Source organism: Streptomyces sp. NPDC003027 (assembly GCF_053591435.1).
On sequence record NZ_JBSFTU010000010.1, the window covers coordinates 1 to 20486 of the forward strand.

Annotated in this window: 19 protein-coding genes; 8 read left to right on the forward strand and 11 right to left on the reverse strand. The window is 68.2% G+C overall.

Annotation, left to right across the window (positions count from 1 at the left end):
* Nucleotides 1-63: 63 nt before the first annotated feature.
* The 3 genes from ACWDX6_RS10105 to ACWDX6_RS10115 all read right to left on the reverse strand — a co-directional run bounded on the left by ACWDX6_RS10105 (nucleotide 64) and on the right by ACWDX6_RS10115 (nucleotide 3218).
* Complete coding sequence (locus ACWDX6_RS10105) at nucleotides 64-1332, reverse strand: MFS transporter (RefSeq protein ID WP_451484479.1); 1269 nt, start codon at nucleotides 1330-1332, stop codon at nucleotides 64-66.
* A gap of 73 nt (nucleotides 1333-1405) precedes the next feature.
* Nucleotides 1406-2488 carry an inositol-3-phosphate synthase gene (locus ACWDX6_RS10110; protein WP_451484480.1) on the reverse strand — a complete coding sequence of 361 codons (1083 nt, stop codon included), beginning with the start codon at nucleotides 2486-2488 and terminating at the stop codon, nucleotides 1406-1408.
* Nucleotides 2489-2537: 49 nt separating this feature from the next.
* On the reverse strand, nucleotides 2538-3218 hold the full coding sequence (locus ACWDX6_RS10115) for a helix-turn-helix transcriptional regulator (RefSeq protein WP_451484481.1): 681 nt from the start codon (nucleotides 3216-3218) through the stop codon (nucleotides 2538-2540).
* A gap of 369 nt (nucleotides 3219-3587) precedes the next feature.
* Here ACWDX6_RS10115 and ACWDX6_RS10120 point away from each other — a divergent pair, with 369 nt between their 5' ends.
* On the forward strand, nucleotides 3588-6311 hold the full coding sequence (locus tag ACWDX6_RS10120) for a transglycosylase domain-containing protein (protein WP_451484482.1): 2724 nt from the start codon (nucleotides 3588-3590) through the stop codon (nucleotides 6309-6311).
* A 120-nt stretch (nucleotides 6312-6431) separates the two neighbouring features.
* Nucleotides 6432-7925: a glycosyltransferase family 87 protein gene (locus ACWDX6_RS10125; protein ID WP_451484483.1), complete on the forward strand. Its 1494-nt coding sequence runs from the start codon at nucleotides 6432-6434 to the stop codon at nucleotides 7923-7925.
* Nucleotides 7926-7945: 20 nt separating this feature from the next.
* Here ACWDX6_RS10125 and ACWDX6_RS10130 read toward each other — a convergent pair whose 3' ends face one another.
* From ACWDX6_RS10130 to ACWDX6_RS10140, 3 genes are all read right to left on the reverse strand, one after another.
* Nucleotides 7946-8977, reverse strand: a complete 1032-nt coding sequence (locus ACWDX6_RS10130) for an alanine racemase (RefSeq protein WP_403292710.1) — start codon at nucleotides 8975-8977, stop codon at nucleotides 7946-7948.
* 97 nt (nucleotides 8978-9074) lie between these two features.
* Nucleotides 9075-10193 carry a lipid II:glycine glycyltransferase FemX gene (locus tag ACWDX6_RS10135; RefSeq protein WP_451484484.1) on the reverse strand — a complete coding sequence of 373 codons (1119 nt, stop codon included), beginning with the start codon at nucleotides 10191-10193 and terminating at the stop codon, nucleotides 9075-9077.
* A gap of 111 nt (nucleotides 10194-10304) precedes the next feature.
* On the reverse strand, nucleotides 10305-10619 hold the full coding sequence (locus ACWDX6_RS10140) for a hypothetical protein (protein WP_451484485.1): 315 nt from the start codon (nucleotides 10617-10619) through the stop codon (nucleotides 10305-10307).
* A gap of 284 nt (nucleotides 10620-10903) precedes the next feature.
* Between ACWDX6_RS10140 and rpsF the strand changes: the two genes are divergently transcribed.
* The 4 genes from rpsF (at nucleotide 10904) to rplI (ending at nucleotide 12592) form a co-directional block, all read left to right on the forward strand.
* Nucleotides 10904-11194, forward strand: coding sequence for a 30S ribosomal protein S6 (rpsF, locus tag ACWDX6_RS10145; RefSeq protein ID WP_015609864.1), 291 nt, complete (start codon nucleotides 10904-10906; stop codon nucleotides 11192-11194).
* A gap of 74 nt (nucleotides 11195-11268) precedes the next feature.
* The gene (locus ACWDX6_RS10150) at nucleotides 11269-11847 is read left to right on the forward strand and encodes a single-stranded DNA-binding protein (protein ID WP_451484486.1); all 579 of its coding nucleotides are present in this window, start codon (nucleotides 11269-11271) and stop codon (nucleotides 11845-11847) included.
* Nucleotides 11848-11890: 43 nt separating this feature from the next.
* The gene (gene rpsR, locus ACWDX6_RS10155; protein ID WP_005315025.1) at nucleotides 11891-12127 is read left to right on the forward strand and encodes a 30S ribosomal protein S18; all 237 of its coding nucleotides are present in this window, start codon (nucleotides 11891-11893) and stop codon (nucleotides 12125-12127) included.
* A gap of 18 nt (nucleotides 12128-12145) precedes the next feature.
* Complete coding sequence (gene rplI / locus ACWDX6_RS10160; protein ID WP_451484487.1) at nucleotides 12146-12592, forward strand: 50S ribosomal protein L9; 447 nt, start codon at nucleotides 12146-12148, stop codon at nucleotides 12590-12592.
* Between the two features lie 164 nt (nucleotides 12593-12756).
* Here rplI and ACWDX6_RS10165 read toward each other — a convergent pair whose 3' ends face one another.
* Nucleotides 12757-14094, reverse strand: a complete 1338-nt coding sequence (locus tag ACWDX6_RS10165) for an MATE family efflux transporter (protein ID WP_451484488.1) — start codon at nucleotides 14092-14094, stop codon at nucleotides 12757-12759.
* 425 nt (nucleotides 14095-14519) lie between these two features.
* Between ACWDX6_RS10165 and dnaB the strand changes: the two genes are divergently transcribed.
* Nucleotides 14520-16007, forward strand: coding sequence for a replicative DNA helicase (dnaB, locus tag ACWDX6_RS10170; RefSeq protein WP_403292698.1), 1488 nt, complete (start codon nucleotides 14520-14522; stop codon nucleotides 16005-16007).
* A 205-nt stretch (nucleotides 16008-16212) separates the two neighbouring features.
* Here dnaB and ACWDX6_RS10175 read toward each other — a convergent pair whose 3' ends face one another.
* Nucleotides 16213-16779, reverse strand: a complete 567-nt coding sequence (locus tag ACWDX6_RS10175; protein ID WP_451484489.1) for a dihydrofolate reductase family protein — start codon at nucleotides 16777-16779, stop codon at nucleotides 16213-16215.
* 311 nt (nucleotides 16780-17090) lie between these two features.
* On the opposite strand from ACWDX6_RS10175, the gene ACWDX6_RS10180 reads away from it, so the two are divergent.
* Nucleotides 17091-18485 (forward strand): serine hydrolase domain-containing protein, encoded by a 1395-nt coding sequence (locus ACWDX6_RS10180; RefSeq protein WP_451484490.1) that lies wholly within the window; start codon nucleotides 17091-17093, stop codon nucleotides 18483-18485.
* A gap of 78 nt (nucleotides 18486-18563) precedes the next feature.
* Here ACWDX6_RS10180 and ACWDX6_RS10185 read toward each other — a convergent pair whose 3' ends face one another.
* From ACWDX6_RS10185 to ACWDX6_RS10195, 3 genes are all read right to left on the reverse strand, one after another.
* A complete protein-coding gene (locus ACWDX6_RS10185) occupies nucleotides 18564-19016 on the reverse strand; it encodes an N-acetyltransferase family protein (RefSeq protein WP_451484491.1) in 453 nt (150 codons plus the stop codon).
* A 30-nt stretch (nucleotides 19017-19046) separates the two neighbouring features.
* A complete protein-coding gene (locus ACWDX6_RS10190) occupies nucleotides 19047-19505 on the reverse strand; it encodes a MarR family winged helix-turn-helix transcriptional regulator (RefSeq protein ID WP_451484492.1) in 459 nt (152 codons plus the stop codon).
* Nucleotides 19506-19586: 81 nt separating this feature from the next.
* Nucleotides 19587-20450 (reverse strand): GNAT family N-acetyltransferase, encoded by an 864-nt coding sequence (locus ACWDX6_RS10195; RefSeq protein ID WP_451484493.1) that lies wholly within the window; start codon nucleotides 20448-20450, stop codon nucleotides 19587-19589.
* Between the last annotated feature and the right edge of the window lie 36 nt (nucleotides 20451-20486).

The window sequence follows — 20486 nt, forward strand, 5'->3', positions numbered from 1 at the left end:
ATATTTTACACAAAAAACATCGACTGGGCGGGGCCGCCGAGGGGTGATGTTTCACGTGAAACATCACCCCTCGCTCTGTCGGGGGCGCCGCCTCAGCAGGAGGGCCGCAGTCGTGGCGTAGAGCACCGCGACCATGACCACGAGGGGAACGGACCGGCCGTCCGGCGGCAGCATCAGCGCGGCGACTCCGGCGGCACCGACGAAGGCGACGTTGAACAGCACGTCGTAGAGCGAAAAGACGCGCCCCCGGAAGCCGTCGTCCACCGATGTCTGGACCACCGTGTCCGTCGCGATCTTGGTTCCCTGGGTGATGAGTCCGAGAACGAAGGCGGCGACCAGAAGCGGGACCGGCTCGAAGGGAAGTCCCAGCGCCGGTTCCAGCAGTGCGGCCGACCCCGCGCAGACGGCCATCCAGCCGAAGGGGCCGAGCCGTCCGACCGTCCACGGCGAGATGACCGCCGCCGCGAAGAAGCCCGCCCCCGAGATCGCGAGGGCCAGGCCGAGCAGGGCGAGTCCTTCCTGCTCCGTTGAGCTCCAGGCGTACCGGCAGAGCATCAGAACGGTCACGGTCAGCGCGCCGTAGCAGAACCGCATCAGCGTCATGGCGGCCAACGCATGGGCCGCCGGCCGTCGCTCGGACAGATGCCGCAGCCCGCTCTTCAGGCCACGGGCCGTCGAAGCCAGCGCAGCGGAGAGACGTGGCTGCACCAGCTCCGGCTCGGGACCGAGAAGTTCGCGGGACATCCGAAGGGATGCGAGGGCGGCACAGAGATAGAGGAAAGCGCCGAGTGTCACCACAGCGGCGTCCGAGTCGGCGGAGACGAACCGCACGGCGAAGGCCAGACCACCGCCCGCTGTGGCCGCCAGAGTGCCGGCCGTCGGTGAGAGGGAGTTGGCCACCACAAGCCGCTCGTCGTCGACGACTCTCGGCAGCGAGGCGGAGAGGCCCGCCAGGACGAAACGGTTGACAGCAGTCACCGAGAGGGCGGAGGCGTAGAAGAGCCAGTCGGGCACGGAGGCCAGCATGAGTACCGCCGTCATGCAGGCGAGCACCGTCCGCAGCAGATTGCCGTAGAGGAAGACCTGGCGGCGTTGCCAGCGGTCGAGGAGGACCCCGGCGAAGGGGCCGATGAGCGAGTACGGGAGCAGGAGGACGGCCATGGCCGAGGCGATGGCGGTGGGGGAGGTCTGTTTCTCCGGGGAGAAGACGACGTACGTGGCCAGCGCCACCTGGTAGACCCCGTCGGCGCACTGGGAGAGCAGGCGGACGGCCAGCAGGCGGCGGAAGTTCGTCAGGCGCAGGAGTACGCGCAGATCACGTACGACGGACATGGCAGCAAGACTCACATACGAAGAGGGCCCCCGGGCGCATGCCGGGGACCCTCGATCGTCGTGCGGGTGGTGCTTAGCGCTCGACCTCGCCCTTGATGAACTTCTCGACGTTGGCGTAGGCCTCGTCGTCGAAGTACTGAACCGGCGGGGACTTCATGAAGTACGAGGACGCGGAGAGGATCGGGCCGCCGATGCCGCGGTCCTTGGCGATCTTCGCGGCGCGCAGGGCGTCGATGATGACACCCGCCGAGTTCGGGGAGTCCCACACCTCGAGCTTGTACTCCAGGTTCAGCGGAACGTCACCGAAGGCGCGACCCTCGAGGCGGACGTACGCCCACTTGCGGTCGTCCAGCCAGGCCACGTAGTCCGACGGACCGATGTGGACGTTCTTCTCGCCCATCTCGCGGTCGGGGATCTGCGAGGTGACGGCCTGGGTCTTGGAGATCTTCTTGGACTCCAGGCGGTCGCGCTCCAGCATGTTCTTGAAGTCCATGTTGCCGCCGACGTTGAGCTGCATGGTGCGCTCAAGACGGACACCGCGGTCCTCGAACAGCTTCGCCATGACGCGGTGCGTGATGGTGGCGCCGACCTGCGACTTGATGTCGTCACCGACGATCGGGACGCCGGCCTCGGTGAACTTGTCCGCCCACTCCTTGGTGCCGGCGATGAAGACCGGAAGAGCGTTGACGAAGGCGACCTTGGCGTCGATGGCGCACTGGGCGTAGAACTTCGCCGCGTCCTCGGAGCCCACGGGCAGGTAGCAGACGAGGACGTCGACCTGCCTGTCCTTGAGGACCTGGACGATGTCGACCGGCTCCTCGGCGGACTCCTCGATGGTCATGCGGTAGTACTTGCCGAGACCGTCGAGGGTGTGGCCGCGCTGGACCGTGACGCCCTTGTTCGGAACGTCGCAGATCTTGATGGTGTTGTTCTCGCTGGCGCCGATGGCGTCGGAGAGGTCGAGGCCGACCTTCTTGGCGTCGACGTCGAACGCGGCGACGAACTCGACGTCACCGACGTGGTAGTCGCCGAACTGGACGTGCATCAGGCCGGGCACCTTGGCCGCCGGGTCGGCGTCCTTGTAGTACTCGACGCCCTGCACCAGTGAGGCGGCGCAGTTGCCCACGCCAACAATGGCTACGCGAACCGAACCCATTTCCGGTTGCTCCCTGTGTGATCGTGGAAGCCCTGCATGTCGCAGGGCTTCACTTGGTGGTGTCGTCGGACGGGTCCGGCCGGGTACTGCCCCCGTGCCGGGGCAGGCCGCCCGTTTCTCCAGAATCGTTGTCCTGCTGAGCGGGGGCGTCGGGACCGGATCGCTGATCCCGCCCCGCCCGCTCGCTCTCGATGAGCTCGTTCAGCCAGCGCACTTCGCGCTCCACGGACTCCATTCCGTGGCGCTGCAGCTCAAGGGTGTAGTCGTCGAGGCGCTCGCGCGTACGGGCCAGAGAGGCGCGCATCTTCTCCAAGCGCTCCTCCAGCCGACTGCGGCGGCCTTCCAGTACCCGCATCCGTACCTCGCGCTCGGTCTGCCCGAAGAAGGCGAAGCGGGCGGCGAAGTGCTCGTCCTCCCAGGTGTCCGGGCCGGTGTGGGAGAGGAGCTCCTCGAAGTGCTCCTTACCTTCCGCCGTCAACCGGTAGACGATCTTGGCGCGGCGCCCTGCGAGTGAGGCGGCGAGCGCGTCCTCGGGGGCGCTGCCCGGCTCCTCGATCAACCAGCCGTTGGCGACCAGCGTCTTGAGGCAGGGGTAGAGGGTCCCGTAGCTGAAGGCCCGGAAGATCCCCAGCGAGGTATTGAGCCGTTTCCGCAGCTCGTACCCGTGCATGGGTGCCTCGCGGAGCAGGCCGAGGACGGCGAACTCAAGGATTCCTGAGCGCCTGCTCATCCGTCGCCTCCTCCGCCGTTCAGGACTCTTATGCCGTACTGATGTATCGACTCGATACATCCCGACGATAGAACGGCGACCTGGATGCGACAAGGGGGGGTGTGGTGACCGGCGTCACATCGTCAATTCATAGCAATCGACTTGCCTGATTTGGGGTGAACTTCGGCCCTAGGAGGGTTTTGGCCGTGCGTAGTCTGTGCGGCATGCAGACCACCGGGAACCAAGCGACGCCGCGGGGCGTCAGTGCTGCGGGTGACCGGCTGCCGCACGGAGAGGCCTCCCATGGGGCTCGTCCGTGCGTATTTCGGGGGGACCGGAACTCAACTGCCGCTTCCAGGCGTACGCGCCTGCCCGAGGAGTAGTCGTTCGATGAGCGAGCACCGTCGCAAGATGCCGCAGTCGCAGCCGCCGAGTGGCGGCCGCGCGGCGGCCCGACGCGCTGCCCAGCAGCCCATGGGCCGCAGGTCGGCCCAGGCGCGGGATGTCAATATGGGATCCCCTTCGTCCGGGTACGAGGAGGAGCGCCCCTACGGTGGACGGGCCGAGGCCCGTCGCGCCGCGCAGAGAGGGGGCGGCCGTCGGCGCGCCCCCGACGGCGGCGGCGCGGGTGGTCACGGCGGCGGCCGACGCGGCGGTGGGGGCGGCCACGAGAACGGACCGGGCCGGGGTCGCGGTGGCAGGCCCCCGGGCAGGAAAAGACTGATCGACTACCCGCGGTACGGCAAGTACGGGTGGCGGCGCTGGGTGCCCTCCTGGAAGCTCGTGACGGGCCTGTTCCTGGCGTTCCTCGGCAGCCTGATGGGCGCGGCGACGATCGGCTACGCCGTGGTGGGCGTCCCCAACGAGGACCTGGCCGCCAAGGCGCAGAACAACGTCTACTACTGGGCCGACGGCAGCCAGATGGCCGCGACCGGTGGTGAGGTCAACCGCCAGATCATCGGCATCGAACAGATCCCGAAGCATATGCAGAACGCGGTCATCTCGGCCGAGAACAAGACGTTCTGGGATGACTCGGGTATCGACCCGATGGGTATCGGCCGCGCCGTGTGGAACATGGCCAAGGGCGGAGAGACCCAGGGTGGCTCGACGATCACCCAGCAGTATGTGAAGAACAACCGGCTCAACGACCAGTCGCAGACCCTGACCCGAAAGGTCCAGGAGCTGTTCATCTCCATAAAGGTCGGAACCAAGCTGGAGAAGCGGGACATCATGGCGGGGTATCTGAATACCTCGTACTACGGACGGGGTGCCTATGGCATCCAGGCCGCGGCCCGTACGTACTTCGAGAAGGACGCCAAGCAACTCAACCCCAGCGAGTGCGCCTTCCTCGCCTCCCTGCTCAAGGGCGCGACCTACTACGACCCGGCCGGCGCGCCTGAGATCGACCCAAGGGCGAACGCGAAGGACAACACCGACCGCGCCACGAAGCGGTGGCGGTGGATCCTCGACGAAATGGTCAACGACGGCCACCTCTCGCCCGAGGAGCGCGTGAAGTACCCGGACTTCCCGAGGGTGAAGCCGCCCAAGAAGGACGCGGCGCTGACCGGCCAGATCGGCTATCTGGTGAGTACGGCCAAGGCCAACTTCATCAACAGCTACGACGGTGAGATCGACGAGAAGTCCCTCGCCGAGGGCGGCTACGAGATCCACACGACCTTCGACAAGAAGAAGGTCAACGCTCTCGAAGAGTCCGTCAAGAAGATCTACGACGAGTACATCAATCCGGCGAAGCGGCCGAAGACGGACACCCATGTCCAGTTCGGCGGCGCCTCGGTCGACCCCAGGACGGGCAAGATCGTCGCCATCTACGGCGGCACCGACGCCACCAAGCACTTCACCAACAACGCCGACCAGACCGGTGCCCAGGTCGGATCGACGTTCAAGCCGTTCGTGCTGGCCGCGGCGATGGAGCACGGCGTACGGGACCCGAACAAGGGAAAGTTCCAGGACGCCTCCACCCGCACGATCGTCGACCCCGACAAGAGCCGCTACTCCGGCAAGAACAAGCTGCGGATCAGGAACTACGACGGCACGGTCTGGCGCGACGAGAACGGCGAGGAGTGGCTCCAGGTCAATGACGACGACGCGAGCTACCCGGAGATGAGCCTCCGCGAGGCGATGATCCGCTCGGCCAACTCGCCGTACGTCCAGCTCGGCATGGACATCGGCATCGACAAGGTCCGTGAGACGGCGATCAAGGCCGGTCTGCGCGAGAGCTCGCTGGTGAAGGCCGATGTGCCGTCGTTCTCGCTCGGTATCTCCGACCCGAGCGCGATCCGTATGGCCGGCGCCTACGCGACCTTCGCCAACAACGGCGAGCGCAACGACGTCTACTCCGTCACCAAGGTGAAGCGGAAGGGGGAGGTCATCTACGAGCACAAGGCGAAGCCCGAGCGGGCCTTCTCCACGGCCATCGCGAGCAACGTCACCGACGTTCTGCGCGACGTGGTGGAGAACCCGAAGGGCACCGGCCGCAAGGCCGCCATCCCGGGCCGCGAGGTGGCCGGCAAGACGGGTACCACCGACGGCAACAACTCGGCCTGGTTCGTGGGGTACACCCCGCAGCTCTCGACGGCGATCGACATGTACCGGTTCGACGACGACGAGACGAAGGCCGGCCGCAAGTTCGAGTCCATGTTCGGCACCGGTGCCCAGCCCAAGATCCACGGTTCGTCGTTCCCCTCGCGGATCTGGAACGACTACATGACCGACGCCCTGGAGGGCATGGAGCCGGAGTCCTTCCCGGAGCCGGAGAACCTGGAGGACGCCAAGCCGGTCTACGGCGGCGGCCTCACCAGCCCGACTCCGACGCCGTCGGTCACCCCGTCCCAGACCCCGTCGGCCACCCCCTCGTCGACACCGTCCTCCACCCCGAGCAAGACGCCGGACCCGGAGAAGAGCTGCGACGTGTGGGACTGGCCGTGCAACACCGACGGCGGCCAGAACGGCGGCACGACCGAGGGCAACGAGAACGGCGGGACCACCGAGGGCGGCGCGACCGGCGGTACGCCGACGACACCCACGCCCACGGCCACCGACGACACAGGCGGCACCGGCAGACCCAGTGGCGGCACCGGCTGGCTCGGCGGCTGATCCGTCGCGGCGAGCACCGGCAGCGCCCTGAGGGCCGCCGCACCCGATCCGTACCTTCGTACGCGTCCGGGTGCGGCGGCCCTCGCCGTTTCCCCAGGTACGTACGGCAGGATGTCCCCCATGCCGAGCCTCCAGAAGACGAGTCCGCCGCAGGACCGGTCGCGGGACCGGGCAGTGGTGTGCCCCACCCACCGGGACGAAGTGGCCGCGGCGGGCAGCGAACTGATCGGGGGACCGGTCGGCCGCCGGGCCCTGCTCGGCACCAGCGCCCTCACGCCGGTGCGGGTGATCGCACTGGTGGCCATCGGGATGTTTGCGCTCGGCATGGTGCAGAAGATCCCGTGCTACGACTGGGCCTGGTTCCGCGGCTCCACCTCGCAGTACACCCACGCCTGCTACTCCGACATCCCGCATCTCTTCGTCGGCCGGGGCTTCGCCGAGGGCCTCGTCCCGTACTTCGACCGGCTGAGCGGCGACATAGAGTTCCTGGAGTATCCGGTGCTCACCGGGTTGTTCATGGAGGTCGCGGCCTGGCTGACGCCGGACGGCGGCGACATGATGCAGCGCGAGCAGACGTACTGGATGATCAATTCGGCCATGCTGATGGTCTGCGCCGCCGTCATGGCGGTCTGCGTGGCCCGGACCCATCGCCGCCGGCCCTGGGACGGCCTGCTCGTCGCCCTGGCACCCGCGTTCGCGCTCACCGCCACCATCAACTGGGATCTGCTGGCCGTGGCCCTGACGGCCGTCGCCGTCCTGATGTGGTCACGCGGCCGGCCTCTCGCGACCGGCATCCTCATCGGCCTGGCCACGGCGGCGAAGCTGTACCCCGTCTTCCTGCTCGGCGCGCTGCTGCTGCTCTGCTGCCGGGCCGGGAAATGGCGGGAGTTCAGCACCTCCCTGCTCGGCGCGGGCGGCGCCTGGCTGGTGGTGAACCTGCCGGTGATGCTGCTCGCGCCCCAGGGGTGGAAGCAGTTCTACACCTTCAGCAGTGAACGGAACATCGACTTCGGCTCCCTGTGGCTGCTGGTCAGCCAGCGCACCGGTGAACCGATCACGCCCGAGACGGCCAACGTCCTCGCCGCGGTGCTGATGCTGCTCGCGTGCGCCGGCATCGCCGCCCTGGCGCTCACGGCTCCCCGACGGCCCCGCTTCGCGCAGCTCGCCTTCCTCGTCGTGGCCGCGTTCGTCCTGGTCAACAAGGTCTACTCACCGCAGTACGTCCTGTGGCTCATCCCCCTCGCCGCGCTGGCCCGGCCCCGCTGGCGCGATTTCCTGATCTGGCAGGCGTGCGAGGTGATGTACTTCCTGGGCATCTGGATGTACCTGGCCTTCACCACCAGCGGCAACAAGCAGGGCCTGCCGACGGACGGCTACCACTTCGCCGTCATCCTGCATCTGCTCGGCACGCTCTACCTGTGCGCGGTCGTCGTCCGCGACATCCTGGCGCCCGAGCGGGACGTCGTGCGGCAGGACGGCTCCGACGATCCCTCCGGGGGCGTCCTGGACGGCGCCGAGGACGTCTTCGTCATGGGCAGGGCCGCCCACCCGGCCCGGCACGCGGCATCGGCCGTGGAGGGGCCGCGGGTGGAGTGGGGCGCGGCCCGGGAGTAGCCCCCGGGGCCGTCAGCGGCTCAGCGCTCGACGAGTCGGTCGAACTGGGTCGTCGTGTGCCGCAGATGGGCCACCAGCTCGTCACCGACCTTCGGCTCCTGGGCGTCGGACGGGACGAACAGGATCGAGACCTGCATGTGCGGCGGCTCGGCGAACCAGCGCTGCTTGCCGGCCCAGACGAACGGCGAAAGGTTCCGGTTGACGGTCGCCAGACCGGCGCGTGCCACGCCCTTCGCACGGGGCATCACGCCGTGCATCGCCTTGGGGGCCTCCAGGCCCACACCGTGCGACGTGCCGCCCGCGACGACCACCAGCCAGCCGTCGGAGGCCGCCTTCTGCTGGCGGTAGCCGAACCGGTCGCCCTTGGCGACGCGGGTGACGTCGAGGACGGAGCCGCGGTACTCGGTCGCCTCATGGTCGCCCAGCCACAGCCGCGTACCGATCCGCGCCCGGAACCGGGTCTGCGGGAACTGCTGCTGGAGCCGCGCCTGCTCCTCGGCCCGCAGATGGCTCACGAACATAGTGTGCAGGGGCAGCCGGGCGGCCCGCAGCCGGTCCATCCAGCCGATGACCTCCTCGACCGCGTCGGTGCCGTCCGTGCGGTCCAGCGGGAGGTGCAGGGCGAAACCCTCGAGCCGTACGTCCTCGATGGCGGCGTGCAGCTTGCCGAGGTCCTCCTCGCGCACGCCGTGGCGCTTCATCGAGCTCATGCACTCGATGACGACCCGTGCCCCCACCAGGGCGTGCACACCGTCGACGGAGGACACGGAGCGGATCACCCGGTCCGGCAGGGGCACCGGCTCCTCGCCCCGCCGGAACGGGGTGAGCACCAGCAGATCACCGCCGAACCAGTCCTTGATCCTCGCCGCCTCGTACGTGGTGCCGACGGCGAGCATGTCCGAGCCGAACCGGGCGGCCTCGTCGGCCAGCCGCTCATGGCCGAAACCGTAGCCATTGCCCTTGCAGACCGGGACCAGTCCGGGGAACTGGTCGATCACGGTCTTCTGGTGCGCCCGCCAGCGAGCGGTGTCGACGTAGAGGGAGAGCGCCATGGCCGGCCCGGAACCTTTCTGGTGGCTGCGGTGTATCAGAGGTATGTACGACACCGACGAGATTACGTACGAGACTACGCAACCGTCGGCACGGGCGTCAGCGGCGCGACATGTAGATGTCGAGCGCCTTGTGCAGCAGCTTGTTGAGCGGGAAGTCCCATTCCCCGACGTACTCCACGGCCTCGCCGCCGGTGCCCACCTTGAACTGGATCAGGCCGAAGAGGTGGTCGGTCTCGTCGAGCGAGTCCGAGATGCCGCGCAGGTCGTAGACGGTCGCGCCCATCGCGTAGGCGTCGCGCAGCATCCGCCACTGCATCGCGTTCGAGGGCCGGACCTCGCGGCCGATGTTGTCGGAGGCTCCGTAGGAGTACCAGACGTGTCCGCCGACCACGAGCATGGTGGCGGCGGAGAGGTTCACCCCGTTGTGGCGGGCGAAGTACAGCCGCATGCGGTTGGGGTCCTCGTTGTTGAGGACGGTCCACATGCGCTGGAAGTACGAGAGCGGGCGCGGCCGGAAGTGGTCGCGGACGGCAGTGATCTCGTACAGCCGCTGCCACTCGGCGAGGTCGTCGTAGCCGCCCTGGACGACCTCGACACCGGCCTTCTCGGCCTTCTTGATGTTGCGGCGCCACAGCTGGTTGAAGCCCTTGAGGACATCGTCCAGTGAGCGGTTGGCCAGCGGTACCTGGAAGACGTAGCGGGGCTGCACGTCGCCGAAGCCGGCGCCGCCGTCCTCGCCCTGCTGCCATCCCATCTTCCGCAGCCGGTCGGCCACTTCGAAGGCGCGCGGCTCGATGTGCGTGGCCTCGACGTCCTTCAGGCGCTTCACGTCCGGGTCCTGGATGCCGGACTTGATGGCGGCCGAGTCCCACCGGCGGATGACGACGGGCGGCCCCATCTTCACGGAGAAGGCACCCTGCTGCTTGAGATGCGCCAGCATCGGCTGGAGCCAGTCGTCGAGGTTGGGGGCGTACCAGTTGATGACCGGGCCCTCGGGCAGGTACGCGAGGTATCGCTTGATCTTGGGGAGCTGGCGGTAGAGCACCAGGCCCGCGCCGACGAGCTCGCCGGACTTGTCGAACCAACCCAGGTTCTCCGAGCGCCACTCGGTCTTCACATCAGCCCACGCCGGAACCTGGCAGTGGCTCGCCGAAGGCCGGCTCTGGATGAATGCCAGATGCTGCTCACGGCTGATGGTCCGAAGGGTCAGGCTCATGCGGGGCGCTCCTCGGCAGGTGTGTCCCCATCGGTACAGGGGCTCCGGCTCTCGCGCCGAAGCCTACTGCGGCCGGGGAGCACCCCGATTCCTGTGGTGGCCGCCCGGTGGTCAGCCCAGTAGGCCGCCGAAGAGACCACCGTGGGCCATGCCGAGGAAGAAGCCCACGCCGGCGGCGCCGAGCCCGACGATCAGCGCGAAGCGTTCCCTCGTCGTGACGGAGATGAACTGTCCGTACGCGCCCGTGATGATCCCGATCAGTCCTGCCCAGGAGCTGATCAGGTGCAGGTCATGGAACATCGCGGTGACGAAGGCCAGCGCGCCCAGGACGAGCGTCACCCCGACCAGGGTGTCCTGGAGCGGGTGCGGCTTGCCGTCGGTGGCGAGAAGGGAATGTCCGGGGTCGGGTCGCATTGCCTGTGCCATGGGGCACCTCCTGGCGTGGCTGCCGGAAGGCGGCGCATCCGAGGCGCCGCCGACATCCGTTGTGTACAGATTGCGTCCCCCCGTCACCGGATTTCAACCGGAAGCCGGTGTGCGGGTACTCTGTACGGTCTGCGCCGGTGTCTGCCCAGGCCCGTCCGGGTCCCGACAGCACTCCTCACTCGCTGAGGGGATTGTCAGAGGTGGCCGATACCGTCGCTCACGCATCACGACCCTCCTGCCACGGAACGACCGTGGCCGCTGAGTCCAAAGGAGGTGGGTTCCACATGCGTCACTACGAGGTGATGGTCATCCTCGACCCCGATCTCGAGGAGCGCGCTGTCTCCCCGCTGATCGAGAACTTCCTCTCCGTCGTCCGTGAGGGCAACGGAAAGGTCGAGAAGGTCGACACCTGGGGCCGTCGTCGTCTCGCCTACGAGATCAAGAAGAAGCCCGAGGGCATCTACTCGGTCATCGACCTGCAGGCCGAGCCTGCGGTCGTCAAGGAGCTCGACCGACAGATGAACCTGAACGAGTCGGTCCTCCGGACCAAGGTCCTCCGTCCCGAGATCCACTGAGCTTCTAGCTCAGAGGTCATCGGGTCCGAGTAGCAGTAAGCAGCCAGAAGCAATCCCGCCGAGAGGTTCACCCAATGGCAGGCGAGACCGTCATCACGGTCGTCGGCAATCTTGTCGACGACCCCGAGCTGCGCTTCACCCCGTCCGGTGCGGCGGTCGCGAAGTTCCGTATCGCGTCCACCCCCCGCACCTTCGACCGTCAGACCAACGAGTGGAAGGACGGCGAGAGCCTCTTCCTCACCTGCTCGGTCTGGCGTCAGGCGGCGGAGAACGTCGCCGAGTCGCTCCAGCGAGGCATGCGCGTCGTCGTGCAGGGCCGGCTGAAGCAGCGGTCCTATGAGGACCGTGAGGGCGTCAAGCGCACGGTCTACGAGCTGGACGTCGAGGAAGTCGGCCCCAGTCTCAAGAACGCCACGGCCAAGGTCACGAAGACCACCGGTCGTGGTGGCCAGGGTGGCTACGGCGGGGGACAGCCGCAGGGCGGCGGCGACTGGGGCGGAAGCTCCGGTGGTGGCCAGCAGGGTGGTGGCGGTGCTCCCGCCAGCGACCCGTGGGCGACCAGCGCGCCGGCCGGCGGTCAGCCGCAGGGCGGCGGAGCCGGCTGGGGTGGAAACTCCAGCGGCGGCGGCTACTCGGACGAGCCTCCCTTCTAGGGCAGCTCGTACCCCCACTTCTTGATCACACAGGAGAAACACCATGGCGAAGCCGCCTGTGCGCAAGCCTAAGAAGAAGGTCTGCGCGTTCTGCAAGGACAAGACCGCGTACGTGGACTACAAGGACACGAACATGCTGCGGAAGTTCATTTCCGACCGCGGCAAGATCCGTGCCCGCCGCGTGACCGGCAACTGCACGCAGCACCAGCGTGACGTCGCCACGGCCGTCAAGAACAGCCGTGAGATGGCGCTGCTGCCCTACACGTCCACCGCGCGATAAGGGAAGGGTGACCGAAAAATGAAGATCATCCTCACCCACGAGGTCTCTGGCCTCGGTGCCGCCGGCGATGTCGTCGACGTCAAGGACGGTTACGCTCGCAACTACCTGGTCCCGCGTGGTTTCGCGATCCGCTGGACCAAGGGTGGCGAGAAGGACGTGGCGCAGATCCGCCGCGCCCGCAAGATCCACGAGATCGCGACCATCGAGCAGGCCAACGAGATCAAGGTCCAGCTCGAGGGCGTGAAGGTGCGTCTGGCTGTTCGCTCCGGCGACGCCGGCCGCCTCTTCGGCTCCGTGACCCCGGCCGACATCGCCACGGCGATCAAGTCCGCGGGTGGCCCCGACGTCGACAAGCGTCGCGTCGAGCTCGGCTCGCCGATCAAGACCCTGGGCTCGCACCAGGTGTCCGTGCGTCTGCACCCCGAGGTTGCCGCGAAGCTCGGCGTCGAGGTCGTCGCCGCGTAACGCTGCTCTCAGCAGTACGGAAGGGCCGCACCTCTGGGTGCGGCCCTTCCGCTGTTTCACGTGAAACATCGCGCTTTGCGTGAAACGCGCCGATGGCTCAGGGGGCGGCACTGATCAGCGGGTGGCCCTGCTCGGCGGATTGCACTGCTCAGTGGATGGCACGCTCAGCGGGTGGCACCTGTGACGATCCAGCGGCCGGACCGGGAGCGCAGCCAGAGCGTCAGCAGGCGAACGGTCATCATCAGCGTCATCGCACACCAGAGCGCGGTCAGCCCGCCGCCGAGAACGGGGACCAGGAGCGCGACCGGGGCGAACACCGCGAGAGTCAGCAGCATGGCCCAGGCCAGGTAGGGGCCGTCGCCCGCGCCCATCAGAACGCCGTCGAGAACGAACACCACTCCAGAGATCGGCTGGGAGAGCGCGACGACCAGCAAGGCCGGCAGCAGGGTGTTCTGGACCGTGGTGTCACTGGTGAAGAGCGGGATGAACAGGGGGCGGGAGACCACGATGAGCGCCCCGAGGACCAGGCCGGAGACGACACCCCACTGCACCATCCGACGGCAGACCTGGCGGGCGCCCTCGGGGTCCTCGGCGCCGAGATAGCGGCCGATGATGGCCTGACCGGCGATGGCGATGGCGTCGAGTGCGAAGGCCATCAGGCTCCACAGGGACAGGATGATCTGATGGGCGGCCACTTCGGCGTCGCCGAGCCGGGCCGCGACGACCGTGGCGATCATCAGTACCGCGCGCAGGGAGAGCGTACGGACGAGGAGGGGGACGCCCGCCTGGGCACTGGAGCGGATGCCCGCCGCGTCCGGGCGCAGGGAGGCGCCGTGGCGTCGGGCGCCCCGGACGACCACGACGAGGTAGGCGGCGGCCATGCCGCACTGGGCGATCACGGTGCCCCAGGCAGATCCGGCGATGCCCATGCCGGCGCCGTAGACCAGCCCCACGTTCAGCAGGGCGTTGGCCGTGAAGCCGGCGATGGCGACATACAGGGGAGTGCGGGTGTCCTGGAGTCCTCGTAGGACTCCGGTGGCGGCCAGGACGACCAGCATCGCCGGGATGCCGAGGCTGGAGATCCGGAGATAGGTGACCGCGTAGGGGGAAGCGGTGTCGGAGGCCCCGAACATGTCGACCAGCCACGGAGCGGTGGGGAGCGTGACGGCGACGACGGCGGCGCCCAGCAGGAGTGCGAGCCAGATACCGTCCATGCCCTGGCGGATCGCCGCCTGGAGATCACCGGCCCCGACCCGGCGGGCGACGGCTGCCGTGGTGGCGTAGGAGAGGAAGACGAAGACGCTCACGGCTGTGGACAGCAGGGCCGCCGCGATGGCGAGACCGGCGAGCTGGGGAGTGCCGAGGTGGCCGACAACGGCGCTGTCGACCATGAGGAAGAGCGGCTCGGCGACGAGGGCGCCGAAGGCCGGGAGGGCGAGCGAGATGATCTCTCGGTCATGCCGTCGTCGGGCGGCCTTGGTCGCCGAGGGGGCCTGGGTCATGAGCTCCAATCTAATCTTCCACAGGTAAGAGACGCAATGCGCTCGGAGTCCTTACCTGTGAGGGGTTCAGGGCTTCGGGTGTGCGCCGTTTGTTCTGATCTTGGACTGCGGGGAAAAGTTTTTCTCCCCCACAGCCGGTGGATGGAAAAAGCCCAGGTCAGAGCCGTGACCCGGGGTTGTCTATGAGTTTGTCCACATGACTGTCCCCCGGTCCGTGCACAGGTTCCGGCGGGTTCTCCACAGCATCTTGTCGTTCACCCACAGGCCCTGTGGATAACCAGATTGGCTGACGCTGCCGTCGGGCCTACCGTGGTCCGGCGCACGACGCGCCAGAAGCGGAGTCAAAGCCTCTTGTTTGTCCGAGCCGTGGCGTAAGACAGAGTGGCACGGTGAGGTCCGCGGAGCGGACGGGAGGAGGTGGCTTGGTGACTATTCCCGAGCCCTTGGACGACCCCTGGGCCGACACCGGACCCAGTGACCGGTTGCCCGTCGCCCGCCCTCGCGGCGAGGGGCGCGGACGCGGACGGGGCCGTGAGGACCAGCATGACCGTGGCAGCGACAGCGGTCCCTGGGACAGCGGTCTCTCGGGCTTCGAGCGGGTGCCCCCGCAGGACCTCGACGCGGAGCAGTCCGTCCTCGGCGGCATGCTCCTGTCCAAGGACGCCATCGCGGACGTCGTGGAGATCATCAAGGGCCATGACTTCTACAAGCCGGCCCACGAGACGGTGTACGCCGCGATCCTCGACCTGTACGCCAAGGGTGAGCCGGCCGACCCGATCACCGTCGGGGCCGAGCTCACCAAGCGCGGCGAGATCACCCGCGTGGGCGGTGCCTCGTATCTGCACACCCTCGTCCAGTCGGTGCCGACCGCGGCGAACGCCGCGTACTACGCCGAGATCGTTCATGAGCGGGCCGTGCTGCGGCGCCTGGTCGAGGCCGGCACCAAGATCACCCAGATGGGATACGCCGCCGACGGCGATGTCGACGAGATCGTGAACTCGGCCCAGGCCGAGATCTACGCCGTCACCGAACAGCGCACCACCGAGGACTATCTGCCGCTCGGCGACATCATGGAGGGTGCCCTCGACGAGATCGAGGCGATCGGCTCTCGTAGCGGCGAGATGACGGGCGTGCCCACCGGATTCACCGACCTCGACCAGCTCACCAACGGACTGCACCCCGGCCAGATGATCATCATCGCGGCCCGTCCCGCCATGGGTAAGTCGACGCTCGCCCTCGACTTCGCCCGTGCCTGTTCCATCAAGCACAACCTGCCCAGCGTGATCTTCTCCCTCGAAATGGGGCGCAACGAGATCGCGATGCGCCTCCTCTCGGCGGAGGCCCGCGTCGCGCTGCACCACATGCGCTCCGGCACCATGACCGACGAGGACTGGACCCGGCTGGCCCGCCGGATGCCCGACGTCTCGCAGGCCCCGCTGTACATCGACGACTCCCCGAACCTGTCGATGATGGAGATCCGCGCCAAGTGCCGCCGGCTCAAGCAGCGCGCCGGGCTCAAGCTCGTCGTCATCGACTACCTGCAGCTCATGCAGTCGGGCGGGTCCAAGCGGGCGGAGAGCCGTCAGCAGGAAGTCTCCGACATGTCGCGAAACCTCAAGCTTCTGGCCAAGGAGCTGGAGCTGCCGGTGATCGCGCTCTCGCAGTTGAACCGTGGCCCCGAGCAGCGCACGGACAAGAAGCCGATGGTCTCGGACCTGCGTGAGTCCGGCTCCATCGAGCAGGACGCGGACATGGTGATCCTGCTGCACCGCGAGGACGCGTACGAGAAGGAGTCGCCGCGCGCCGGCGAGGCGGACATCATCGTCGGCAAGCACCGTAACGGCCCGACGGCGACGATCACCGTCGCCTTCCAGGGCCACTACTCCCGCTTCGTGGACATGGCCCAGACCTGATCTTCGCGTGTGTAGGCCACGCGGCGGAGTCAGCCACCAGACCGCCCTGTGCGCCGCTGACGAAGCCGAGGCTCTTTCCTCCAGCCTCCGCGAAGCTTTCACCGGCCGAACGAGTCGCCGCAGCCGCCCAGAAGATCCCGGCTGAGGACATGCCACGACGGTGAGAAGCAACACCCGGCCAAGCCGTGAGGCGGCGGGAAGCTGCTCAGCGCCTCGTCTCGTACCTGGTCAGGACCACGCCGCCGGGAAACGTCCGCGTCTCCACCAGATTCAGGTTCACCCAGCTGTCCAGCGCGGTGAAGAACGGCGTGCCGCCGCCCACCAGGACCGGGTAGGCGGCGATCACGTACTCGTCGATCAGCCCGGCGCGCATGGCCGCCCCGGCGAGCGTTGCGCCGCCGATGTTCATCGGGCCGCCGTCCTCGGCCTTGAGCCGGGTGATCTCGGCGATCGCGTCGCCGGTGACCAGGCGGGTGTTCCAGTCGACCGTGTCGATCGTCGAGGAGAACACCACCTTCGGCGTGTCCCGCCAGTTCCGCGCGAACTCGATCTCCGCCGGGGTGGCGTTGGGCTGCTGGTCGCCGGTGGGCCAGTAGGAACTCATCGTCTCCCATAGCTTGCGCCCATACAGCGACAGGCCACTCGCCTTCTCGTGGTCGAGCCACCACTGGAACAGCTCGTGGCTCGGCGGTCCGCTCCAGCCGATGTCGTCGCCGGGCGCGGCGATGTAACCGTCAAGGGTCAGGTTCATGCCGTAGATCAGTTTCCGCATGGCCCAGCCTTCCGTCCGTGGGTGTCCGGCCTATAGACCAGCGCGGCGCGGGAAACTCATCGGTGCGCGATCTGGGCTCGCCGGGAGTCCTCGTGCTCGGGGCTCAGCGTGGTGTACTCGGCCGACACGGGCGAGCCGCCAATAGCGGGCCGGGCGGTCGTGGTCAGCGCCTGCCCGGACCCGATCGGGTGGGAAGGGCCAGCGGGTTGCCCGCATCGGAGTCGACTCGGCAGCCCCCTCGCGGGAATCTCGGCAACCCGCCGCGCGGGAATGGGGTCGACCGACCGGGCCCCGCGGCGTTTGATCTCCTCATGACGTCATCTTTCGAAGCTCTGCTTCCCAGCACCGAGCGTGCCTTGTCGCACCGTGTCGCCGTGGCTCAGGCGGAGGGCCGCTCCCCCTCCTTCGTCGGCGCCGTGGCCCGGGGTGGGGGCATGGTCTGGAGCGGATCGCGCAGCTGCGTCGACGGGCATGCCCCGGACGCCGACACGCAGTACCGGATCGGCTCGCTCACCAAGGTGTTCACCGCCGTCCTGGTGATGCGGCTGCGGGACGAGGGGCTCGTGGATCTGAGCGATCCCCTCGACAAGCACCTCGTCCACGCCGACCTGGTCGACGGTGTCGGCGAGGTGACCATCGCCCAGCTCCTGGGGCACAGTGCTGGTCTCGGCGCGGAGGCACCCGCGCCGTGGTGGGAGCGCACGCCCGGGACGGTACGGCCGAAACTGGCCGACGTCCTCGGCGACCAACCGCTCCTTCACCCCGCGGGGCGGCGCCATCACTACTCCAACCCCGGCTACACGCTGCTGGGTGCGCTGATCGAGGCGGTCCGAGGAGTGTCCTGGGAAGAGGCGCTGCGTACGGAGGTCCTGCAGCCACTGGGGCTGACCCGGACGAGCACCCAGCCGGTCGCTCCCCATGCCGGCGGCTGGGCGGTGCATCCGTGGGCCGATGTGATGCTCCCGGAACCGTCCGAGGACCTGGGGCTGATGGCACCTGCCGGCCAGCTCTGGTCGACGGCGGAAGACCTCTGCCGCTTCGCGGTGTTCCTCGCCCACGGGGACGACCGGGTTCTGAGCGCGGCCTCGGTCGAGGAGATGCGTACACCGGCAGCGCCGCCTGGCGCCGAGGACTGGGAAGGCGGTTACGGCCTCGGCCTGCAACTGCTTCGCAAGGACGGCCGGACCCTGATCGGTCACACCGGATCGCTGCCCGGCTTCGTCGCCTGTCTCTGGGCGAGTGTGGACGACGATGTGGCGGCGGTCGCGCTCGCCAATGCCACCTCAGGCCCGCTCACCGCGGTGGTCGCCGCCGATCTCGTACGGATCGTGGCGGAGGCCGAGCCGAGGTTCCCCGAGCCCTGGCGGCCGCTTCCCGAGGACCAGGTCGACCGGGAGCTGCTGGAGCTGACCGGTCCCTGGTTCTGGGGAACATATGCCTACACGCTGAGGCTGGGGCCGGAGCGTAGCGTGGTCCTGGAGCCACTGCGCGGGGTGGGACGACGAGCAGCCTTCCGGTCCCTGCCGGACGGCGGATGGATCGGGCTGGACGGCTATTACGCGGGGGAGACCCTGCGGGCGGTACGGCGGGCGGACGGCTCGGTGAGCCATCTCGATCTGGCGTCCTTCGTCTTCACGCGCGAGCCGTACGAGCAGGGCGACGCGGTCCCCGGTGGTGTGGACGAGGCGGGTTGGCGGGGCGTCTGAGGTGATGCCATGGCGCCGATGTTTCACGTGAAACAGGATGCCGAGGGCTCGCCTCGGCATCCTGTGCTGCTCCGAGACTCACAGGCTCATCTTGAAACCCAGATGGGAGGCTTCGAAGCCGAGCCGCTCGTAGAAGCGGTGGGCGTCCGTACGCGTGGCGTCCGAGGTCAACTGGACCAGTTGGCAGCCCTGGCGCCGGGATTCTTCGACGGCCCACTCGATGAGGAGGGACCCGAGGCCGCTGCCGCGCTCCTCCGAGTGGATGCGGACACCCTCGATGATCGACCTGGTTGCCCCGCGGCGGGAGAGCCCGGGGATGACCGTGAGCTGAAGCGTGCCGACCCTTCGTCCGCCGTGCACGGCCACGACGAGGTGTTGATTCGGGTCGCGGGCCAGCCGCTCGAAGGCGGCGGTGTACGGAGTGAGGTCGCCCGGGGACTCCCGCTGGGCGCCCAGGGGATCGTCGGCGAGCATCGCGACGATGTCGGGGAGGTCTTCCGCCGTGGCGGGCCGTATCTCAAGATCGCTCATGGAGCGCAGGCTACGCCCGGGGCAGGCCGGTCAGGCGGGAACACTCAGCCCTTCGACGACACGGACCAGCGGAGCCAGCTCCGGATTCTCCGCAGCCTGGTCGAGCGCTTCACGCAGAGCACGGTCGTTGGTGGGCCGGGCCTCCTCGAGGAGCTTCAGGCCGGCTTCGGTCACATCGGTGTAGATGCCACGCCGGTCGGTGGCGCAGAGATACCGGGTGAGCAGCCCTCGGTCCTCCAGCCGGGTCACCAGCCGCGTGGTGGCGCTCTGGCTGAGTACGACGGCGTCCGCGACCTGCTTCATCTGAAGATGGCCCCCGGGGCCGCTGTGCTGGCGGCTGAGGACGTCGAGGAGTGAGTACTCGCGCATGCTCAGGCCGTGCTTGGCCTCCAGCTCCCGCTCGATGTGCGACTCGATCCTGCCGTGCAGCAGGGAGAGGGCGCACCAGCCCTGGGACAGGGCGGTGAGTGCGGGGTCGGTCGCGGTCATGGTCTCTCCTCGGTCCCGGAGCGGCTTCTCCCAGAGTAGACGATGAACGCAATATCCCGCGTATGCAATTAACTCGGAGGGCTATCCCGCCGCCACGGTCAAGGGAGCGAACCTGCGGCTCCAGTCGCCCGGAAGGTCGGGCAGGGAATGTGTCATGACCGCGTTGAAGGCGATCGGAGCGAGGCCGTTCGCCTTCACCCAGCGCAGGAGGGACTCGTGCCGGACGTCGATGTCCGTACGGAGCGGGCGATCCGTGAGGGCGGCCAGGGAGGCGATGAGGGACTGCGCGGTCGCGGAGTCCCGGGCGATCAGAGGCCCGATGACATGGGTCTCCATATTCGGCCAGGCCGCGGCGAAGCCGGTGATCCGGCCGCCCTCCTCGGCGACACGGAGGTGGTCGGCGAAGGCTGGGAGGCGCGTGATCATATGCGTGCGGTCGAGCCCGAAGATCTCGGCGTCCAGACGCAGAATGGCCTGGAGATCCTCCGCAGTGGCCGGCCGGGTCGGAATGCCAGGAGCCGGTTCCACGGGCGTGAAGCGGCCTCGGACCATCTCCGCGCGGCCGGTGACGATGAAGCCCAGCTCTTCGTAGAGAGGCTGTCCGTTCGGAGTGGCGTGGAGAGTGAACGGGGTGTCGCCCGTCTCGGCCATGACATGCCGCATCAGTCGGCGCCCGACGCCTCGGCGGGCGTGCCGTTCGGCGACAAGAACCATCCCGATGGCGGCAAGCCCCGGGCCGTACGACGTCACGACGGACACCGCGATCAGTCCCTTGCCGCCGGGGTCGTCGATGCCGTAACCGGTCCCCGCGGTGAGCAGCAGGCTCCACTTGTGCTCCTCGCGCGGCCATCCCCGGTCTTCCGAGAGGTCGGCGCACGCCAGAAGGTCACCGGTGGTAAGACGTCGGATGGGGAGCTGGTCGAGCGGGGTGAGCGATGTCGGCATGGCGTTCAGGCTGTCGGACGCACTGATCATCCGTCC